This window comes from Niallia sp. FSL W8-0177 (assembly GCF_038006285.1).
Lineage (GTDB): Bacteria > Bacillota > Bacilli > Bacillales > Cytobacillaceae > Niallia > Niallia circulans_A.
Map to the genome: position 1 here is coordinate 1880995 of NZ_JBBOUX010000001.1, position 21292 is coordinate 1902286.

Annotated in this window: 20 protein-coding genes and 1 other annotated feature (1 of these 21 cut by a window edge); of the genes, 1 reads left to right on the forward strand and 19 read right to left on the reverse strand. The window is 34.8% G+C overall.

The features are described 5' to 3' along the window. Positions 1–95: 95 nt before the first annotated feature. From arr to NST77_RS09200, 12 genes are all read right to left on the reverse strand, one after another. The gene (gene arr / locus NST77_RS09145) at positions 96–512 is read right to left on the reverse strand and encodes an NAD(+)--rifampin ADP-ribosyltransferase (RefSeq protein WP_095328913.1); all 417 of its coding nucleotides are present in this window, start codon (positions 510–512) and stop codon (positions 96–98) included. A gap of 344 nt (positions 513–856) precedes the next feature. Further along, positions 857–1438, reverse strand: a complete 582-nt coding sequence (clpP, locus tag NST77_RS09150; RefSeq protein ID WP_095328914.1) for an ATP-dependent Clp endopeptidase proteolytic subunit ClpP — start codon at positions 1436–1438, stop codon at positions 857–859. Between the two features lie 26 nt (positions 1439–1464). Then, positions 1465–2079 (reverse strand): sigma factor, encoded by a 615-nt coding sequence (locus tag NST77_RS09155; protein ID WP_095328915.1) that lies wholly within the window; start codon positions 2077–2079, stop codon positions 1465–1467. 72 nt (positions 2080–2151) lie between these two features. Then, on the reverse strand, positions 2152–3633 hold the full coding sequence (locus tag NST77_RS09160; RefSeq protein ID WP_095328916.1) for a DUF4153 domain-containing protein: 1482 nt from the start codon (positions 3631–3633) through the stop codon (positions 2152–2154). A 93-nt stretch (positions 3634–3726) separates the two neighbouring features. After that, a complete protein-coding gene (locus tag NST77_RS09165; RefSeq protein WP_095328917.1) occupies positions 3727–4371 on the reverse strand; it encodes a hypothetical protein in 645 nt (214 codons plus the stop codon). Beyond that, positions 4368–4700 (reverse strand): PadR family transcriptional regulator, encoded by a 333-nt coding sequence (locus NST77_RS09170; RefSeq protein WP_095328918.1) that lies wholly within the window; start codon positions 4698–4700, stop codon positions 4368–4370. The genes NST77_RS09165 and NST77_RS09170 overlap by 4 nt, the downstream gene beginning before the upstream one ends. Before the next feature lie 359 nt (positions 4701–5059). Beyond that, complete coding sequence (locus NST77_RS09175; protein ID WP_095328976.1) at positions 5060–5959, reverse strand: AEC family transporter; 900 nt, start codon at positions 5957–5959, stop codon at positions 5060–5062. 55 nt (positions 5960–6014) lie between these two features. Next, positions 6015–7262 carry a glutamate-5-semialdehyde dehydrogenase gene (locus NST77_RS09180; protein ID WP_095328919.1) on the reverse strand — a complete coding sequence of 416 codons (1248 nt, stop codon included), beginning with the start codon at positions 7260–7262 and terminating at the stop codon, positions 6015–6017. Positions 7263–7278: 16 nt separating this feature from the next. Next, the gene (gene proB, locus NST77_RS09185; RefSeq protein WP_095328920.1) at positions 7279–8376 is read right to left on the reverse strand and encodes a glutamate 5-kinase; all 1098 of its coding nucleotides are present in this window, start codon (positions 8374–8376) and stop codon (positions 7279–7281) included. Positions 8377–8755: 379 nt separating this feature from the next. After that, positions 8756–9532: a Cof-type HAD-IIB family hydrolase gene (locus NST77_RS09190; RefSeq protein WP_095328921.1), complete on the reverse strand. Its 777-nt coding sequence runs from the start codon at positions 9530–9532 to the stop codon at positions 8756–8758. A gap of 378 nt (positions 9533–9910) precedes the next feature. Continuing rightward, positions 9911–10885, reverse strand: coding sequence for a DMT family transporter (locus tag NST77_RS09195; protein ID WP_095328922.1), 975 nt, complete (start codon positions 10883–10885; stop codon positions 9911–9913). Positions 10886–11076: 191 nt separating this feature from the next. Further along, on the reverse strand, positions 11077–12789 hold the full coding sequence (locus NST77_RS09200) for an ABC transporter ATP-binding protein (protein ID WP_095328923.1): 1713 nt from the start codon (positions 12787–12789) through the stop codon (positions 11077–11079). Positions 12790–13242: 453 nt separating this feature from the next. On the opposite strand from NST77_RS09200, the gene NST77_RS09205 reads away from it, so the two are divergent. Beyond that, entirely contained in the window at positions 13243–14169 is a 927-nt protein-coding gene (locus NST77_RS09205; protein ID WP_249937848.1) for a LysR family transcriptional regulator, read from the forward strand. 493 nt (positions 14170–14662) lie between these two features. On the opposite strand, the gene trpA is transcribed toward NST77_RS09205, so the two are convergent. The 7 genes from trpA to trpE are packed head-to-tail and all read right to left on the reverse strand — an operon-like array spanning position 14663 to position 21064. Continuing rightward, positions 14663–15454 (reverse strand): tryptophan synthase subunit alpha, encoded by a 792-nt coding sequence (gene trpA, locus NST77_RS09210; RefSeq protein ID WP_163186812.1) that lies wholly within the window; start codon positions 15452–15454, stop codon positions 14663–14665. Positions 15455–15458: 4 nt separating this feature from the next. Next, entirely contained in the window at positions 15459–16655 is a 1197-nt protein-coding gene (trpB, locus tag NST77_RS09215; RefSeq protein WP_123257735.1) for a tryptophan synthase subunit beta, read from the reverse strand. 18 nt (positions 16656–16673) lie between these two features. Beyond that, a complete protein-coding gene (locus NST77_RS09220) occupies positions 16674–17285 on the reverse strand; it encodes a phosphoribosylanthranilate isomerase (protein ID WP_123259383.1) in 612 nt (203 codons plus the stop codon). Next, complete coding sequence (gene trpC, locus NST77_RS09225) at positions 17282–18076, reverse strand: indole-3-glycerol phosphate synthase TrpC (RefSeq protein ID WP_341122922.1); 795 nt, start codon at positions 18074–18076, stop codon at positions 17282–17284. Before trpC ends, NST77_RS09220 begins: the two co-directional genes overlap by 4 nt. Further along, positions 18077–19102 (reverse strand): anthranilate phosphoribosyltransferase, encoded by a 1026-nt coding sequence (gene trpD / locus NST77_RS09230; RefSeq protein WP_095328929.1) that lies wholly within the window; start codon positions 19100–19102, stop codon positions 18077–18079. Beyond that, positions 19099–19686, reverse strand: a complete 588-nt coding sequence (locus tag NST77_RS09235; RefSeq protein WP_095328930.1) for an anthranilate synthase component II — start codon at positions 19684–19686, stop codon at positions 19099–19101. Before NST77_RS09235 ends, trpD begins: the two co-directional genes overlap by 4 nt. Continuing rightward, positions 19667–21064, reverse strand: coding sequence for an anthranilate synthase component I (gene trpE, locus NST77_RS09240; protein ID WP_095328931.1), 1398 nt, complete (start codon positions 21062–21064; stop codon positions 19667–19669). The genes NST77_RS09235 and trpE overlap by 20 nt, the downstream gene beginning before the upstream one ends. An 88-nt stretch (positions 21065–21152) precedes the next feature. Further along, positions 21153–21292, reverse strand: a binding site (T-box leader) (it continues 96 nt past the right edge of the window).

Consider the following 21292-nt stretch of genomic DNA (forward strand, 5'->3'; position numbering starts at 1 on the left):
TGCCACCTTTAACTTTCCGACCTAATATTTTCATATGCCCTTTCTATTATACATGAAATGAAGCTAGACGCTAATCTTCTCTATCGTTATGTGACTTAATCGTAAATTACATTTTTTCCTGCTTCGCTTAATTTTTTTAAAGATTCAAGCATATGATTTATTTCTTCATCAGAATGTCTTTCCCACGCGCCTAACTCCGCTATTATTTTCAAAGGAGACTTAGAACGATAGGAACGAGTTGGGTTTCCCGGAAATCTCTTGTCCGTTACGTTCGGGTCGTTTTCAAACTCACCTAATGGTTCTACAATATAAATACGTTCTTTTGAAGTAGACCTTGCTAATTCAGCACCCCATTTAGCAGCATTAATCGTTGCAGTAAAATATATATGGTTCGATTTTTTATCTTGGTAATTTGATAGGTGATTAGGTTCTAATAAATCGCCAATTTTCAGTTCTGCTTTCGTACCATGAAAAAACGGGCCATTGTCTAAAGCGTTTGTTTTAATATTCATTCAATGCACTCCTAAATTATTATTTTCATTTTTGTAGAACAATATTAGTATAGTGGGAAATTATAAAAAAACTAGTCTATAAATAGTACTGTTAGTAATGGTATAATGTAAGTAGAGAGAGAAAGAAAGAAAGAATTTAACTAAAAGGGAGAAGTCTAGATACTCTCTTAAGAAAGCCGCGAGAATTCCTAGATCCTGCTTCGGAGATCACAATGGAATAGGCCGCTACTACAATACTTTTACCAAAAAACAAATAACCAAACGAAATATACGCTACCCTTTAACTATCGCCGTATATTCGTTCGGTTTTATATTCGGTTAGACTCCTTTTGCTCCGCCTCTTTTTATTTCACGCTAATTATTTCATCGACAATGCCATATTCTTTTGCTTCTTCAGCACTCATGAAATAATCCCTTTCTGTATCATTTGCTATTTTCTCAAAAGACTGGCCCGTTTTCTCTGCCATAATACGATTAATATGTTCTTTAAGTTTTAATATTCGTTTCGCAGATATTTCAATTTCTGTTGCCTGCCCTCTCGTTCCACCTAATGGTTGATGAATCATAATTTCGCTATTCGGTAAGGCATATCTTTTTCCTTTCGTACCAGCAAGAAGTAATAACGCACCAAAGGATCCTGCCATTCCTGTACAAATCGTCCGAACATCTGGCTTAATATAGTGCATCGTATCATAAATAGCAAAACCAGCAGAGGTGGAACCGCCAGGACTATTGATATATATAGAAATATCTTTCTCTGGATCTTCTGCTGCAAGAAATAGCAGCTGAGCCACGATATTATTAGCAACTTGATCATTGATCTCATCCCCAAGCATAATAATTCTATCCTTCAAAAGTCTTGAATATATGTCATAGGATCTTTCTCCATTTGCTGATTGTTCAATAACATAAGGAATAGTACTCATTGTTATTAACCTCCTGTATTCTATTATTATGCGGCCATAAGCATTGGCTGTTGAGACAAATATTTTTTATCTTCTTTAGCTAAAAGGATGTTTTTATAGATTGAATTAATTAGAATAGCGGGATCTTCTCTCTTAAGTACTTCATAGTACATCCTTTGCATGTTTTCCTTATCTTCATCATGCTGATTTTTAACGATCATCGCCTCTTTTTTCACTTGATTCCTAGCTCGGAACAATACTGATTTCACAGCAGTTTCTGTTATATTTAATAATTCTCCAACTTCTTTTAAGCGAAATTGAAACCCCTCTACGAGCAGATAGACAATCCCTTGCTTAAAGGTTAATTTTTCAGATAGAAATTCTGCCAGCATCATAGAGGTTAAATTTTTTTCTTCTGCTCTTGGTTCCTTTACTTGGATACCAATAATATCTTGTTTTTTTCTTATTTTATCAATCCATTGATTATCAGCTATTTTTTTAAGCAAAGCAGGTGTAATATCTTTATCTTGATAATTTTCCATCGCTTTTAAAAGGGCTTCTTGAATTAAATCCTCTCGTTCCCATTTATCTAAGGAAAGATACCGACAATAGGAATCGAGTTTTTGATACAGATTTTTTATATTTTGCATTTCCATCCTCATTGATAAATCCCTCCTTTTACTGTTTATATATAGAACGTTTCAGGTAGCGAAAAAGATACGGGGTCAAAAAAATTATTCTTCTAATCGATATTTATTCTCTTCATGATTTTCAGGCACTTTCTTAGGCAACTCCATTGCATTAAGTAACTTTCTTGCACGGTCTTCCACGATATTATAGCTCTGCCATTTTTGATCTGTCTGCTGAAGGCGTTCCTTTTTAGCAAGCAATAATTGTTTTACGCTCTCCATATCAGGATTTTTTTCGTAATAATCTACTAGAACCGGAATAGCTGAATAAGATAAAGAATCTATATAGAGAAAATCAATTAAGTTTGTTTCCTCAAACCGCTGCAAATTTTTGCTAACGATTATGCGATCGATATCCATGACATTCAGGCTGCAGTAATATAACAGGGAAAATAATAAGAAAAAACGCATAAGTTGAATTTTCTTCATCCAAATTTTTATCAATGTGAAGGAGAAAAATACCGCTAAGAGTAAAATAAAGGAATGAGAAAATAATCGTAAATATGTATATCCATACGCCTGTTCATATAAAGATAATCGTAAATGAGCAGACAAAAGAATGATAAAGCTAAAAGCAATTAAACAGGATAAAAATATTTTTAAAAAAAGAGTGCGTTTTTTAGCAAAGCTATTTACTAACAAAATAATTGATATGTTAATCACAGTCACGATAATAAGTTCAAAGAATCCTCTTCTCGCATAGGTAGCATATGTAAAACCATTCAATAATACATCATTGAAAAAGTATTGGAACTGTACGATGGTATAGAATATATACAGCCCATTAATGAAAAGTAAAATGGTTAATAAAGTTGTTTGCTCCCATCTTCCTTGTTTTCCTTTTCTTTCGCTTGGAATAATAATCGACCTTTTACTAATTGTCTTCATGAATAGTAATAGAAAAACAAATATTAAACCTATTCTTAGCAATGTACTTATTCCATCTATATGGAATGAAAAAAGCCGGGTGATTATGGTTACCATCATATTATTAAAATGCTGATCTGAGGAACTAAGCAGGAAAATTAATAACATTAAAATTGGCATTACAATTACCATTCCTAATACTATTCTTTTTATAGCGATATAATTCCTTTCATCAGAACGTACATTTACTGATTTCCATACTAGAAAGGTTAAATATTTTCCTAATTTAAAAAAGGAAGAGACTTTCTTTCTTAAATAAAAGAAAACATCGGTATTGCACCAACTAAGAAAAGAAGGACTTGTTAATAACGTGGTATGAAAACCAATTAAACTAAAAATAACAATAAAATTAAAGAAATAAAAAGAAGGATTAGCTATGAAAACAAAAGACAATGATAATAGCCATATGCACACAAATAGATATATACCAATTAAACGATGTGTGTGCGTTTGTTTCCTCGTTAGATAAAAATAAAAAACATAAAAAACAACAACAAAAATACTAAGGGAAATTCCAATTGTCTCTGTAAATAGCGTTATTTCTGCAATAATTGCCAGTAAAAAACAGCTTATAAAATAAATGAAATTTTTCTTGTTCAAGTTATTTTCCCTCCCTTTACATAGTTTAGCTATATAGTGAAATAAAAAGAAATTCGTTGCACAGTAATACTAGGTAGTATACAAAAGAACAACTTATACCGATCTTGTTGTTCCATAGCGAAAGGCAAGATAACATATTGGATATAACATTATCGTAAAAGAAATACAGATAAGGACAAATTCCGGTGTTAATAATGGATCAAAGAGTGTTAATGGAATAATCTTAAAGACAACGGAACACATAAGCAATAGATTAGGAACTAATGAAATACAAAATGTCTTCAGTAAAAGTTTTTTTCCGCCAAGGCCAAATTCCTTGCCTACTTCATATCCAAGTAAAAGCCAAAAGAATAAGTAAAGAACAATAAGAAAAAATGGAATACTGGTTAAGAGTGACCATAATTTACTGATTGTTGGATTAGATAGGCGATGATAAATGATCGTCAAACCAATTCCGCCGACAAAGAAAAACAAATTAGCGAAAAAGAAATTCCATTGCGTTTTTTTCGCAGTCATGTTTAACTCTTCTTGATACATGGCAACAACCTCTAGTGGTGTACCTAATCTTTGGATTGCCATAATTAACGCTTCTTCTTCTGAACATTGTTTTTCAAAAGCAATCTCTTCCAATATGTCTATTAGATGAAGTTCATACTCCATGCATATTTCTTCAGATTGCTCATGATCTTTGAGTAAATCCCGCAGCTGTTTCATGTAGGATTCTTTTGAAGAAATCATATTCCCTTTCTCCCAATCACTTTATCAATCGTTTGCACAAAGTTTTTCCATTCTGCTGTTTTTTGCTCCAATATTTGCTGACCAGAATCGGTAATTCGGTAATATTTTCTTGCTGGTCCTTTTTCTGATTCTTTCCAAAAAGATTCTACATATTCTTGTTTTTCTAATTTATGTAGAGCGGGATATAAGGTCCCTTCTTTTACTTGCAAAGAATAATCACTTCTTTTTTCCATTTCTTTGACTAGTTCATAACCATACATTTCTTTCTCTGCTAATAGCTGTAGAAGTATTAAAGATGTACTCCCTTTTACTAGCTCTCTATTGAACATATTTTCACCTACCTAGAAATAAAATGTACTTTGTTAGTATTGTATCGTTCCTATCGCTATAATGCAATATGAAATATGACTCTCCAATCTAATTTTTTGCTCAAATCTACGCCTTTAAAGACTAGCATTCTTCATTTAGCCATTGTATATAGTTTAACGTATGAATTGGTTCTTTCATTCCAGTTCTTTTTTCAAATGCTATTTTCTTCTAAAAAAACGAGTAAAAACCCGAATAATTATCCGAACATGTCTTAGCATACTCACATAATTTTCAGGTTTAAAATAAAATGGAATATTTCTCCCCCATCTCTGATCTTAAACAGAAAAACTGATATCCCCTGTCAATTTTACAATAATGATTAAATCAGAGACAAAATAACAGGCAATGTTATTAAACTAGCTAATGTGCTAAAAAAGGTTGCACTTGATACAAAATCAGGTTCTGTTCCATATTGGACAGCATAAAGGGTTGTGTTTGCTGCTGCTGGCATTCCAGCAAGCAGAATCATTATTTGTTTTAATATCTCATCTACTGGCAATACAAGCGTTAGCAGCCATGCAATCACTGGTGATACTATAAGTTTAAGTAACAATGAAACAGATAGAGGGCGATAAGAAATATTTTTTAGACGGACATTAGCAAGCTGTATTCCTAAAACAAGCATGACGGTTGGAATCGCCGCATTGCCAACTAGCTTAATAGCCTCAAGCATCGTTGCTCCAATCGGTAGATGAAGAGAATGCAAGACTGCTCCTAGAATTGCTCCATACATAACTGGTACTTTTAATACTTTTTTTAAAGTATCTTTCCCATTTCCATCATCAACAGAGCCTTTGGCTGCATAATAAACACCGATCGTAACCATAATTAATTGCTGAATAACCATTAAGATAACTGCATAGTGCAAGCCTGGCTCTCCGAAAACAAATAAAACAAGCGGAGTTCCATAATTACCGTTGTTCATAAATGCCGAGGATAGTATCATTCCGCATGTCTTTCTAACCGAATAACCTCTAAAAAATCCAATAATGTAAACGATCGCGACAATACTTAATACTAACGTTAATGCGTACAGTGTCATATACAAATAGTCTATTGTAAAAGTTGTTTCATAAAAAACGCTAAAAGACAACAACGGCGTCATCAAATAAACAGATACAGCTGAAACAGATTTTATATCAATATGAAGCATCTTTTGTCCAATGAAACCAACGGAAAAAATAAAGAAAATAGGTAATAAAATACTTAAATATTCCAATAACATCATCCAATCTTCGTGAACTATGACATACCCTGGTGTAAACTGCCAGCAATTAATTTCTAACTTGACCTTCTCCATAAATAAAATATTTAAAGGATGTTAAAGCATTTAATCCCATTGGACCTCTAGCATGCAGTTTTTGCGTACTGATTCCAATCTCCGCCCCATAACCAAATTCAAATCCATCTGTAAATCTTGTACTAGCATTATGATAGACTGCTGCTGCATCTACTCCTGATAAAAAAGTTTCGGCATTTTCAATATTTTCTGTAATAATCGCTTCTGAATGCTTAGTACCATAAGTATTAATATGGTTAATTGCTTCTGTCACTCCATCTACTGTTTTTATACTTACTTTCAAAGCAGAGTATTCTGTATACCAATCTTCTTCTGTCGCTTTTTTTGCAAAAGAAAAAGTAGTGCAGACAGTTTCATCTCCATAAATCTCCACACCATTATGATGTAGTGCTTCTAATAGTGCTAATCCATGTTGAGCAAACCATTTTGTTTCTATTAAAATAGTCTCTAAGGCATTGCATACTGATGGACGTTGCGTTTTGCCGTTCAAACTAATCGCAAGGGCCATAGTTAACTCTGCGGTTTCATCAATAAATAAATGGCAATTGCCAGCTCCTGTTTCAATGACCGGAACGGTTGCTTCATTTACTACCGTATCAATTAACCCTTTGCCGCCACGAGGGATCAATACATCTAAAAATTCTTTCAAATGAAATAGTTCTTTCGCTGTTTCTCTGCTTGTATCTTCAATTAGCTGGACTGCTTCTTTTGGAATTGCGGATTTCTCCAGCGCGCGATGGATTGTGTCAACAAGAGCCAGATTTGATTGCTTAGCAGATGAACTTCCTCTTAAGACAATACTGTTCCCTGTTTTCAGAGCAAGACTTGCTGCATCAATCGTTACATTTGGTCTCGCCTCATAAATCATTCCCATTACGCCAATTGGCACAGTTTTCTTGATAATTTTTAAGCCATTTTCTTTTTCGATTTCTTCCACCACTACACCAACTGGATCATTCAGTTTAATTAACTCTTTTAGTGCTAAGGCCATATTATTAATCCGCTTTTCATCCAGCATAATTCGATCTAAAACAGAAGAAGATAGACCATTTTCTTTCCCGTTTTCCAGATCTATTTTATTTGCTTTTATTATTAATTCTTGATCTTCTATTAATTGTTTACTAATAAAAGATAAAGCTGCATTTTTCTGTTCCGTTGTCTTATTTAATAATTGATAACTTGCATTCTTTGCTAATTTACCTTTTTGATATACTTCGCCCATTTTCCATCTCTCCTTTTTATAATTTCACCCATTTGTCACGGTGAATAACTTCGATTTTAGGATGTTTTATCATTGTTTTTTCTTCTGCTCTTTGTGTAATAATCGCTTTTAGCTCTTCAGAAGAATAGAGTACTTCCCCTTTACCGATAACTCCTTTTTCACCATAGACTTCGACAACATTTCCTTTTTCAAAGAGCCCTTCAACTTTATAAATACCGGCTGGAAGCAAGCTCCCACCTTTATTTAGCAACGCCATTTCTGCTCCTTCATCCACATACAGACTTCCTTCTACTGTAGAATGAAGGGATATCCATTGACGATTACTGTTTATAGATGATAAAGCATCAGAACCAATATAGGTTCCGTCTCCTTTCCCCTCTATAATATCGATGAGCTTCTTCTCCCCCTCGCCTTTTCCGATAAAAACCTTTACTCCTAAGGAATTTGCTGTTTCTGCTGCAATCAACTTTGATTTCATGCCACCAGTTCCAACCTTTGACCCAGATCCTTTCGCAGCATCCTTCCATTCCACCGTTATTTCAGGCAAATAATCAATCCGTTTTGCTGAGGCATCTTCCTTTGGATTTTTGTCATATAAGCCATTAATATCTGTGAGAATTATTAATTGATCGGCATGGACAAGTCCACTAACAAGGGCTGATAACATATCGTTGTCTCCAAACGTTAATTCTTCTACAGATACAGTGTCATTCTCATTTATAATTGGTAAGATATTTCTTTCTAATAATTCTGTTAATGTAGAATAAGCATTTCGGTAGCGATCACGTTTGGAAAAATCATTTCTTGTTAGTAATACTTGAGCGGGAACAATCCCAAACTTACTTAATTGTTCATTATAGCTTTGAATTAGCAAGCTTTGACCTACTGCTGCTGCTGCCTGTTTCCCTTTCAATGTAACTGGTCTTGAAGGATAGCCGAGTTTTCCAAAGCCCGCAGCCACTGCTCCAGATGATACTAAAAGTACTTCATGCCCATATTCTCTTAATTTTGCAATGCTTGCGATATGGTCACTTAGCTTTGATTGATCGATTGCTCCTTTTGTATTTGTAAGAGAGCTGCTCCCGATTTTTACAACAATTCTTTTCTTCTCCATTTGATTTCCTCCGTACTAAGTTACTCCGAATACACCCAATTAAAAAAGCTCATTTTCATCCTATTAAAAGGACGAAAATGAGCTTTCCGTGGTACCACCTTAATTGAACCAATATAAATATTGATTCCACTTTGTCTGATAACGCAAGAAATGCGCCTACTGTAGTAGGACTTGAGAGGCAGGTTCTGTGTTCTTTCATTATGAAGTCTTTCAGCTTATAAACTTCACTCTCTTTTATGAAAGGTTCTCACATACTAATCCTTTCGCTTCGTTCGATTTTCTTTTTTCTAATTATAAGCAGTTTTCACTATTGTTTCAATCGTTTTTTGAAATTTATAAGAATAGCAAAAAAATTTTTGTTCTATTTGTCAGTAAGTGATTATTCTTTTATCCCGGCCATTTCTTTTTTTAAGGCCCATTTTCTGATTGCATAAGCGACACCATTATCATTATTCGTCAAGGTAACAACATCTGCTGTCTGTTTCACTATATCTTGTGCATTTCCCATTGCCACGCCTATTCCTGCTTCTTTAATCATGCTAATATCATTTAAACTGTCTCCAGCAGCTAGTACTTGATCCATTGTAATATCTAAAAGTTCACATACTTTTTTAAGTCCTTTTGCTTTATTTATACCAAGCGCATTGACTTCAATATTTACTGGGGAAGAATTGCTGATTTCAAAGCATTTTTTCTCGTTTAAACTTGTTAAGACTTGTTCACGAACTTTATCATCTTCTATATGATAGCCAAATTTGAGCCATTCTGATTTATTTATGTCTTCTGGCATTTCATCTACCCAGACTTTCTCACAACTAGCAGCCCACATTTTAGCTTTATGCTGTTGTGCTAATTCCCACATCCATTGAATATTGCTTGCATCGACAAGATTTCTTTCGATTAAATTACCATTCATATCCCATATTTCACTACCATTTACCGTTATTAAATAAGAGTTTAATAACAGACTTTTTGCATGATCTCTACAAGTTGCAATAGTTCGACCAGTACTTAATACAACATGCAGTCCTTGGTCATGGGCCTCTTTAATCGCTTTTTTATTTTCTTCTGGAATTTCTCCTTTTTCATCTAATAAAGTACCATCCATATCTAGTGCGATTAATTTAATCTCTTTGTCTTCTAACCTCTTTGTCATTTTGCTGTTCCTCCTAATGATTATTTTTAGAAGTGATAGCCAAAAAACACGACTGTCAGAATTTCCGTATTCTTAAGCTGTATATTTATCTTTTTTTACCATAACTAGATTTTTGAAACAGAGCATGTTCATGCTATGCTAAATAAACTGTTTGCAATAATCCTCTAAAATTTTTTGCCAATCCACGTAGTAACAAAATTCAAATCATTTCTTCTGACTAACATATTCAACTTCTAAATTTGCCTTTCCTACTCATTACCATAGTATAACGAATAGGGATAAAAAAGTAAAAAATTCCGATAAGTCTAACAAAACTTCATAAAATCATTAGGGTTTTAACAAAATTTTTACCTTATCTTCAACATATGATCGTAACATTTATGAAGATGCTTCCATGCTTCTATTTATGTGTAATTTTTTACTTGAATATACACTATGTAAAACCATTCCAAACATAACTAAACAGATACCAAAAAAACTTAAATGGCTAGGTAATGGGGCAGAAAGAAATAGAACTTCTCCTATTAAGGCAAATAAAACTTCTAATGATTGTGTTGCCTCTACCGCTCCTAATTTAATCAAATTGTCTTTTACTAAATCTGTTGCGGCAAAAAATAAGATGGTAGCAATTATACCGGAAAATATGGCCACAATAGCAGATTGAAACACTTGTTGCTTTCCAGGTAATCCTAATGTGAATGCACCAACACCTGATAATAGAACCCAAAAAGGAATACTTGCTACAGTCATACCTAGTACCCTTTGAAATACATCTAATCTCCCATCACATACCTCCATCATTTTCCGGTTACCTAGTGGGTAGGCAAAGGATGCAATAAGAATTGGAATAAGGCAAAATAATGCATTCTTTAAGGAAATAGATACGGCAAATTCAAGCTGCATAATGATAATACCCAATACAATTAACATGGAAAAGGTTAAGCTTTTAAAAGGAATTTTCCTTCTGATTTTTTGAATACGGCCATTTCCGTCCATTTTTTGCTCATAAAAAAAGGGAGCAAGCAATGTTCCAGATATAATAGTAAGCTGCCATGTTCCTGCAACCAGCCAACCAGGTCCATATGCTCCAGCAAAACAAATACCACCGTAAAACAATCCAAATCCTACTGAACTCCAAAAGATCCAAGTAACTGGATTGTCTCTTAATTCTTTCCATACTGCTGTTAAATTCCTTCTCCACCCAACTATTAGGAGCAATAACGGGACCATAAAAAAATAACGCAGGGAAGCACTCCAAATCCAGCTTCCTCCTCCTATTTCCATGGACTGATTTAATACAAAAGTAAACGCAAAAAACAAAGCTGAAAATATCCCTAAAATGATTGGTCTCAATTGTTACCCCCCTATTTTTTTTGTTAATCACGAAAACTTATATCCAATATATCGCATATTGGATATTAATAACAATATTTTTTTATTTCCTTCTAACCTATGTTTTTTTGTTTAATTTAATTGTGGATTCTTCATTGTTGTGACCAACCCATAAAAAAAGGTCTGCACCTTTAAAAGTACAGACCATATGTTTATCGTTGATATTGAACACGATGAAGGTTAGCAAAAATACCATTACGCTCTAATAATTCATCATGCTTTCCTTCTTCTTCTATCCCATTTTCAGTAACTACTACAATGCGATCAGCATTACGAATAGTTGCAAGTCGATGAGCAATAATTAAAGTAGTTCGATTTTTAGCTAGTTCATTTAAAGAATTTTGAATAATTAATTCTGTTTCTGTATCTAGGGCAGAAGTGGCTTCATCCAATATTAAAATTGGCGGGTTTTTTAGGAACATCCGAGCGATGGCAATCCTTTGTTTTTGACCACCAGAAAGCTTTAATCCTCTTTCCCCAATTTGTGTTTCATATCCTTCTGGTAATTTAAGCACTAACTCTTCCAAATGTGCTCTTCTTACTGCCTCGTGAATTTCTTCATCTGTAGCATGTAAATTTCCATATGCAATATTTTCTTTCAGTGTACCTGTAAATAAAAAGACATCTTGCTGTACGATTCCAATTTGTGATCTTAATGAACTCATTGTCATATCACGAATATCGATACCATCAACTTTAATACTACCACTATTTACATCATAAAAACGTGGTATTAATGAACAAATCGTAGTCTTTCCAGCTCCGGATGGACCTACAAAAGCAATTGTTTCCCCAGCCGAAATGGAAAGATTAATATTTTTCAAGACAGGATTTTTATCATACCCAAAGCTTACATCGTTTAAATGGATATTTCCTTTTAAGGATTCTACTTCAATTGCATCATCGCGATCTTGGATTTTCGGTTCCGTATCTAACAACTCCAAGAACCGTTTAAATCCTGCCATTCCTTTCGGATAAAGTTCCAAAATTGCACTAATTTTATCAATCGGTTTTTGTAATATATTTACAAAAAGGATAAAAGATACTAGTTCGCCAATTTTCATCTGATTATTAAAAGTTAACCAGGCACCAAATACTAGAACGACTAATGTGAAAAATCGCATTAACATATAAACAGAAGAAGAAGTAATCGACATTACTTTATATGCTCCGATTTTTGCTTTGCGGAATCTTCGGTTATTCACTGTAAATCTAGAAATTTCAAACTCTTCATTTGTAAATGATTGAACAACACGAACCCCAGATACACTATCTTCCACTCTTGCATTAACATCTGCAATATCTCCATACATTTGTCCCCAAGCTTTGTTCATGCTTCGGTTACAGTATGTAATTAACCAAACTAGAATTGGAACAATAAAGATAACGATAAGTGCTAGTTTAATATTAATCGTAAGCATAATCCAAAATGCACCGACAAATGTCATAATAGCAATAAATAAATCCTCTGGTCCATGATGGGCCAGTTCCCCGATATCAAATAAATCATTGGTAATCCGACTCATAATATGTCCCGTTTTGGTATTATCAAAAAACGAAAAGGATTGTCTTTGTACATGAGTAAATAATTGACCTCTCATATCTGTTTCAATATTAATCCCTAATTTATGTCCCCAAAAGTTAACAATGTATTGAAGAAAAGTACTGATACCATATAATAGCAACAGACCTACTCCTACAGATAAAATACTACTCCAATTACCTTCGGGAAGTAGTTCATCAATATACCAAGAGACTGCAAGTGGAAATGCCAGCTCTAATAAAGCAACCACTATTGCACTGGAAAAGTCGAGTGTAAATAATTTTTTATGTGGCTTATAATATGAAAAAAAGCGTTTTATCATGATTTTTCTCCTTCACTCCTATCGTTTTATTTACCATTTTACCAATCAAACTAGTTTTCTCTTTATTTATTATTGCGAAATCCTAACCTTCTCTTGCTTCGATTCTTCTAAAGCGCACAATGTAATCTTTTACCAAATACCATCATAATGAGAATCATTATTGATTATATTAGCAATTCACTTTTTCTACAAGAAAAATATTTATCATTCCGAAATAATTACAGAAGAAAACATTTATGAAAATAGGAGTAAGGACTGATTGCTTGTTTATAATTAAAAAAAAGAAATAATAATTTAGTTAATATTCTTTATTTTTAGATTATTCTATTAATTAATCTTTTTTCTTTACTAGTTTTTAGTATAATAGATAGAAAGAATGTATTGTCTCTTATTTTAGGTAATCTCGATATTGCTTTCTTCATGTATCATGTATTCTATGTCTTATAAAGGAGCGTGTTTTTTTTGGATTATCATCTCTTAACCTTTGTAACAGTTGCTGAAAAACTGAATTTTACGAGAGCCGCAGAAAGCTTACATATTACGCAATCAGCAGTAACTCTTTCTATTAAAGCCTTGGAAAAAAAGTATAATATTACCTTTTTAGACAGAACGAATAAGTATGTAAAGCTAACAAAAGCAGGCGAACTATTTTATTTTCATGCTAAGAAAATTTTATCGGAATACAAGGAAGTAAATAATTTAATTGAACACCTTTCCGAAAAAGAAAGCCGTCCTCTCACCGTCGGTTCAAGCTTTACATTTGGAGAGTATTTACTGCCAAAAATAATGGCTAACAATGTTAGAATCAATAATAACCAAGAGAAACCAATGATAAGTATTAGAAATTCGAACCGTATTGTTGATCAACTTTTACGTGGAGAAATTGATTTAGGTATCATTGATAGTCCTTTAAAAACACACCCTCACCTATCCATTACACCTTTTAAAGAAGATGAATTAGTAATCATCGTCAGTAAAAATCATCGATTTGCCCATCAAACATTCGTGGAATTAAGCGATTTATATGAGGAAACTTGGATCCTAAGGGAAGAGGGGTCCGGTACGAGGCAGATTATTAATCAGTTTTTTCAAAACCAGGCATTCTCCCCGCCAATGATTCGGTCATTTGGGAGCATACAGATTATTAAAGAATCAATCGAAGCTGATTTAGGCATTTCTATTCTCTCTAAATACGCTATCCAAAAAGAATTTTCCATGGGAAGTCTAAAAATATTACGGATCAAAAATAGGCCAATTACCAGATATTTTTCCTATATCACTCCAGAATTTTCTTTTAAACATCATGCAGTATCTCCGCTAATCAAGGAGCTGACGAAAGAAAATAAACGATTATATCGAAACATAAATTTAGGAGAGTAATATGTAGGAGAGTTTCCAGTACTGCTAGGAGACAAGAAGGACAGAATGCTATTGAGCTAATGATCCGTGATTTGGAAATAATTTGCGCATTTTTTTTAGCCAATATACGACGTTAGAAGCATTCGAACAAAACTAAATAACAAAGAAAAACATTCTCATGTTAGCTTGCTAGCTGATGAATATTAGTATAAACCATTTCTTTCTATTCAGGTTGGGACATAAGTATTTCAATCAAATATAACCCCAAACAATTATACACATACACTAAAATTCGTATGTTTGGGGTTTTTGATTAATTTTAAGTAAGAAGGTTTGTGGTAACACTCGCAGGCTGAATGCAGTAACCCCCACGGCAAGCGAAGTGTATTCAGCCTGCGGGTAAATAACAAGTGACTTTACTGAAACCTTCTTTTTTAATTATAATAAAATACAGAAATTTGCGATTTTTCAATCCTATTCACTATTATCACTAAATGGAACTCATGCTCCAAACTTAAATAGCGGGTAATGTATTCCCTTTTTTGCTAGCTGCTATTAATGCTTTTATTTCCTCCAGTTTATTTTCAGAAAATAGTTGTACAATTTTACTTCCTACAATGACACCATCACAATACTCAGTCATGCTGACAACATGTTCAGGAGAAGATATTCCGAATCCAGCAAGAACAGGGATAGGACTAACTTCCTTGACCTTTAATAAATGGGTACCTAAATGAGCTTGGAAGCTTGTTCGAGACCCTGTTATACCGGTAACAGTTACAGCATATAAAAAGCCATTCCCTTTTTTGGCAATATTTTCGATGCGATCTAATGGGCTTGTTAAGGTTACTAATCGAATAATTTCAACACAATGTTTTGCTGCTACTTCCTCTAGTAATGCTTCTTCTTCAACAGGCAAGTCAGGTACGATTAATCCATTAATCGCAGCTTTTTCACAATCCTGAAAAAAATTCTCCACGCCATAGGCTAAAATAGGGTTTAAATAAGTCATGATAACAAGCGGGATATTCGTTAGCTCTCTAAACGACTGTATAGTTTCTAATACCCCTTTAAGAGTAGTGCCCGCTTGAAGAGAACGAATCCCTGCTACTTGAATAATCGGTCCATCCGCAACTGGATCAGAAAAAGGAATGCCAAGCTCAATTGCTGTTGCGCCTGCTTCTTCAAGAAAAAGTACTTTCTCCTTTAATGTTTCCAGTCCTCCATCTCCAGCCATAATATATGGAACAAAAGCTTTATCCCCTTTATCAAGTGTCGCTTTAAAGGCTGCTTCAATTGTAATCATCCGCTTACTCCCCCATTCTTTCCATAACTGTATTTACATCCTTATCTCCTCTACCAGATAAACAAACAATAATGCCTTCCTCTTTATCCATCTTCGCTGCAAGTTTTACTGCATAACTAATGGCATGCGCACTTTCTAAAGCAGGGATAATTCCTTCGATCTTACATAGTAATTGTAGTGCTTCAAAGGCTTCGTCATCTGTAACAGATTCATAGTTAGCACGTCCGATATCATGTAGAAAGCTATGTTCAGGACCGATACCAGGATAATCTAAACCAGCTGAAATAGAGTGTGCCTCTTGGATTTGACCGTCTTCATTTTGTAATAAGTACATATATGAACCATGTAAAACACCTGGTTTTCCTTTCGACAATGATGCAGCATGTTTATCTGTATCAAGGCCATGTCCTGAAGCCTCTACTCCATGTAAAGCGACACTTTCCTCTTCAATAAATGGATAAAATATTCCCATTGCGTTACTGCCGCCGCCAATACATGCCACAATCGCCTCAGGTAGCCTGCCAATTTTTTCGATGTATTGTTTTTTCGCTTCTTTACCAATAACACTTTGAAAGTCACGTACCATCATCGGAAATGGGTGTGGTCCCATAACTGACCCAAGGATATAATGAGTATCTATCACATTTGTTACCCAATAACGTAAGGCTTCATTACACGCATCTTTTAAGGTAGCACTTCCGGATGTAACACTAACAACCTTTGCGCCTAATAACTCCATTCGAAAGACATTTAATTTCTGTCTTCGAATGTCCTCTTCTCCCATGAAAATCGTACATTCTAAATTTAATAAGGCACATGCTGTCGCCGTTGCTACTCCATGTTGGCCTGCTCCTGTTTCTGCAACAACTTTCTTTTTGCCCATTCTTTTTGCAAGAAGTGCTTGCCCAAGAGAGTTGTTAATTTTATGAGCACCAGTATGATTTAGATCCTCTCTTTTCAAATAGATTTTTGCACCGCCAGCATATTTTGTAAGATTTTCTGCATAATATAGCGGTGTTTCTCTGCCTACATAATCCTTTAAGAGATTATTTAATTCTTCATGAAAAGCAGGGTCTTCTTGTGCCTTTTTATATTCCGCTTCAAGCTCTGTCACTGCCAGCATCAGAGTTTCCGGAACATATCTACCTCCATACCTTCCAAAATGGCCTCTATTATCTGGATAAACATAAGTTTCTGTCATAATAAGCTCCCTCTTTTCTTAAATTTGAACAGTTTTTGCTAATTCTAAAAAAACTCTTATTTTTTCTAAATCTTTCTCGCCATCTGTCTCCACGCCGCTGCTTACATCGACCATAAATGGATGGGTGGTTTCTATTGCTTCCGTAAGATTATTTTCGTTTAGACCGCCGGCAAGAATAACTTTTTTATTGCCAAAGTCATAATCCTTTATCAAATTCCAATCAAACGCTATTCCATTTCCGCCATGATACTTTCCTCTCGGGCTATCAAGTAGTGCATAGTCACAAGGATATGCTGCCACTTGTTTTAAATCCTCTGGCGTGGAAATACTAAATGCTTTAATGATTGGCAAGGAAAAACTTGCTGCGAATTCTGCCGTTTCATCACCATGAAGCTGAATTACATTGATGCCTGTAACATTCACAATTTTCATTATATTTTCTTTGGACTCATTGACAAAAACGCCTACCTTCATTAAATCTTTAGGAAGAGTAGCGATAATATCCTTAGCCTCTTCTTCGCTTATTTTTCTTTTACTATTTGCAAATACAAAACCGATTGCACTTGCACCATAGCTAACAGCACATGCTGCTGCTTCTATTGTTGTAATTCCGCAAATTTTTACATTCATTCTATCTCCGCCCTTATAGACACTTTCATTTCTTTCATTTTTGTTTCAAGATCCGCTGCTTTCATAAAACTTTCCCCTACTAAAATAGCATTTGCTCCGCTTGCACTAACTTTTTGGATATCTGTATATGTGGAGATGCCACTTTCACTAATCATATACCTGCCACTTTCTTTAATTTTCCCTGCCAGTTTCTCGGTAGTATCTAATGTTACTTCAAATGTTTTTAAATTCCGATTATTGACCCCAATTAATTGCGCCTTTGTCTTCAAAGCTCTTTCTAGCTCTTCTTCATTGTGAACCTCTAATAACACTTCCAGACCAATTTCTGTTGCATACGTATATAACTCATGAAGTTCATTATCTTTTAAAGCTGCAGCAATTAATAGGATAATGTCCGCTCCATAATATTTCGCAAAATCAATTTGAATTTTATCGACGATAAAATCCTTGCAGAGAATCGGCAGATTTACTGTTTCTCTTACTTCCGCCAAATCCTCATATGTGCCTTTAAAAAATGGGGTATCCGTTAAAACAGAAATGGCATCTGCACCATATATTTCATACATTTTCGTCTGTTCCTTCGGATCTTTATCGATATTTATATCCCCTTTTGATGGGGATGCCCGTTTAAACTCAGCTATAATTGCTAACTTTTCCGCATCCTTCAGTTTCTCTATAAAGGATCTTTTTTTAAAAGAATGCTTTTTCGTATGCAGTACTTCTTTTCTCTCATAAAGGTCAGCAATTGTTTCTCTTTTTTTTGTAATAATTTTATCTAATATGGTTGTCACTTAAATCCCTGCCCCTTCCAATTCTTTACTAACCTCTACTAATTGGTTTAACTTATAAAGTGCGGCTCCAGAGTCAATGCTTTCCTTTGCTATATGGACTCCCTCTCCAATACTTTCCGCTCTTCCAGCTGTATAGATACCAATGCCAGCGTTTAATAGGATTGTATCTCGATATGCACCTTTTTCTCCTTTCAACACTTTTAATAAAATAGCTGCGTTTTCCTTAGCATCGCCTCCACGTATTTGTTCATTTGTATAATATGGCAGATTAACATCATCTGGAGTAAGGACGATTTTCTCTATTCTTCCATTTTGTAAAATGACAAGCTGATTATCGCCTTGCAGGGAAGCTTCATCCATTCCACCTGCTCCATTTAATACAACTGCTCGTTTTCTACCAAGTTTCCGTAAGCTTTCCGCAAAGGTAAGCAATAAATCACTTCTGTATATCCCTAACACCTGGCTTTCCAAAGAAATTGGGTTGGTTAATGGACCAATTAGATTGAATATAGTTGGAAGTCTTAATTCTCGGCGAACCTTCATAATTCTCCCCATTTTCGGCTGCACATGTTGCGCGAACAAGAAAGTGATCCCAACTTCTTCTAATTGCTGCATGTTTTGTTCTGGAGTGATATTTAGCTTAATGCCAAGCTCTTCTAATACATCTGCACTTCCCGTCTTACTAGAAATACTGCGATTTCCGTGTTTAGCGACAGGAATTCCAGCTCCAGCTAACACAAATGCCGACGTGCTGCTAATATTGAAGCTTTGTGATTTGTCTCCACCTGTTCCACAATTATCGATACATCCACTGACAGGCTCAGCAAAAGACAATGTTTGTTTACGAACGGCTTTTACAATACCCACGATCTCTTCCACTGTTTCTCCCTTCATTTTTAAACTTGTCATAAAAGCAGCAATTTCTGTATCGGTAATGTCATCAGAAAAAAGAAGATCAGCGGCCCCTTCCATTTCTGTTTCAGTTAATGATTCATTAGCCATGATTTTCTCCACATATTGTTTCATCTCTGCACTTCCTCTCGAGTTTCATTGATAAAATTTTGCAAAAATTGCTTGCCGCTCTCGGTCCCAATCGATTCTGGATGGAATTGATAGCCATACAACGGATAATCTTTATGTTTGATCGCCATAATTTCATGGTCATCTGTTGAACTAGCCAAAACCTCAAATTCCTTCGTTAATGTACCTTTTTTAATAACAAGAGAGTGATAACGCATCACTTCAATCGGTTCCTCCATAGCATGAAAAAAGGAATGACCAGTAACTCGTAATGTCGATGTCTTTCCATGCATGACATTTACTGCCTTTACTATCTCAGAACCGAAGGCATATCCAATTGCCTGATGCCCTAAGCAAATCCCTAAAATTGGATATTCTCGATAAAGGGATTGGATAAGTTCGATTAAGATGCCTGCATTTTCTGGCCTGCCTGGTCCAGGAGACAAAACAATTCCATGAGGATTTAATGTCCGAATTTCCTCTACAGTTATTTCATCATTTCGAACAACCTTTATCTCTTCTCCCAGCTCCCCTAAATATTGAAATAAGTTATACGTAAAAGAATCATAATTATCGACTAATAAAATCATGTTGTCCCTCCAAAAATAATTTTAATTTATGGATTGTTTCTTCATATTCCTTTTCTGGAATAGAGTCATGAACAATTCCTGCTCCAGCTTGAATGAATGCCTTTTTGCCTTTAATAACCATCGTGCGAATTGCTAAAGCAAAGTCCATATTCCCATTTTGGGAAAAATAGCCAACAGCTCCAGAATAAATACCTCGTTTTGTTCCTTCTAATTCATTTATAATTTGCATTGCCCTAATTTTAGGTGCACCTGAGACTGTTCCCGCAGGCAAGCAAGAAATTAAAGCATCTACACACGAGTAATCCTTCTTTAATTCTCCACTTACTTCCGATACGAGGTGCATAACATGCTTAAACTTTTCTACTTTTATATATTTATCTATCGAAATACTGCCAAAATTACTCACTTTCCCAACATCATTCCTTGCTAAGTCAACAAGCATTTTATGTTCCGCCAATTCTTTTTCATCCAATAGTAAATCTTGTTCTAACTGGCTATCTTCTTCCTTCGTCTTACCTCTTGGTCTTGTACCTGCAATAGGATTGGTAATGACTTTGCCATTTACGGCTTTAATTAAGCTCTCAGGAGAACTTCCGAGCACTGCATAATCTTCAAAATCAAAGAAATACATATAAGGAGACTGATTTTTGATACGCAATTTACGATAATAAGAAAATGGTGATCCTTCTATCTCAGCTGTCATTCTCTGCGATGGAACTACTTGAAAGATGTCTCCTTCTAAAATATATTGTTTTGCTTTCTTCACTTTCTCCATAAATTGTTCTTTTGATATACTTGCTTGAAAGGGAGTTACCTTTACTTCAGGTGAATCTTCTTTAAATGGTGCAGTAATCTCTAACTTTCTTATCTGAAGGCGGAACTTTAACTCTTTTTCCGTTGTTGTGTGCTTTAATGGGCTAGCAATTAAATAAACTTTAAGTTCTGAATGATCAAAAATTACCAAATCTTCAAAAAACATTAGATGCACATCTGGAATCCCGATTTCATCCTTTGCTTCTGGGCCAATGTTTTCATATAGTCTGATATTGTCATACCCAACATATCCAAATGCTCCCGCATTAACTGGTAGTTGAAAGGGAAGCGTCGCTTTGTTTTCAGGTAAAAATTCGTTAATTAAATCGAGTGCTCTTCCTTTTCTTTGTTCTCGCTTTTCCCCTTCCACAATAGTTGTTTCCAATCCTTTCCCTATAACTTCAAAGGTTGGATCGCAGCCAATGATAGAAAATCTTCCAGAATCTTCATGTTTTAATGAGCTTTCGAGCAAAAATTTCTTTTTTCCAGACAATCTTTGATAAATACTAATGGGCGTCAGTGTATCTCCTTGGATTTCATCGATTAACAAAATGCTATTTTCCATCATAAATCCTCCTAGTCAGATGCTTTTGAAAAGTGCTCATCTATAAAATTCTATAAAAAAAGTCCCCTATTTGCATTGTTATTTGCAAATAGAGGACGATTCATAAACCGCGGTACCACCTCTGGTTAGAGCGAAGCTTCACTCTCTCTTTACGAGTACAATATTATACTCTATCCCAGTAACGGGGGATACCGTCAGGCCCTACTTCTTTTTCAAGCCCCCACTCAG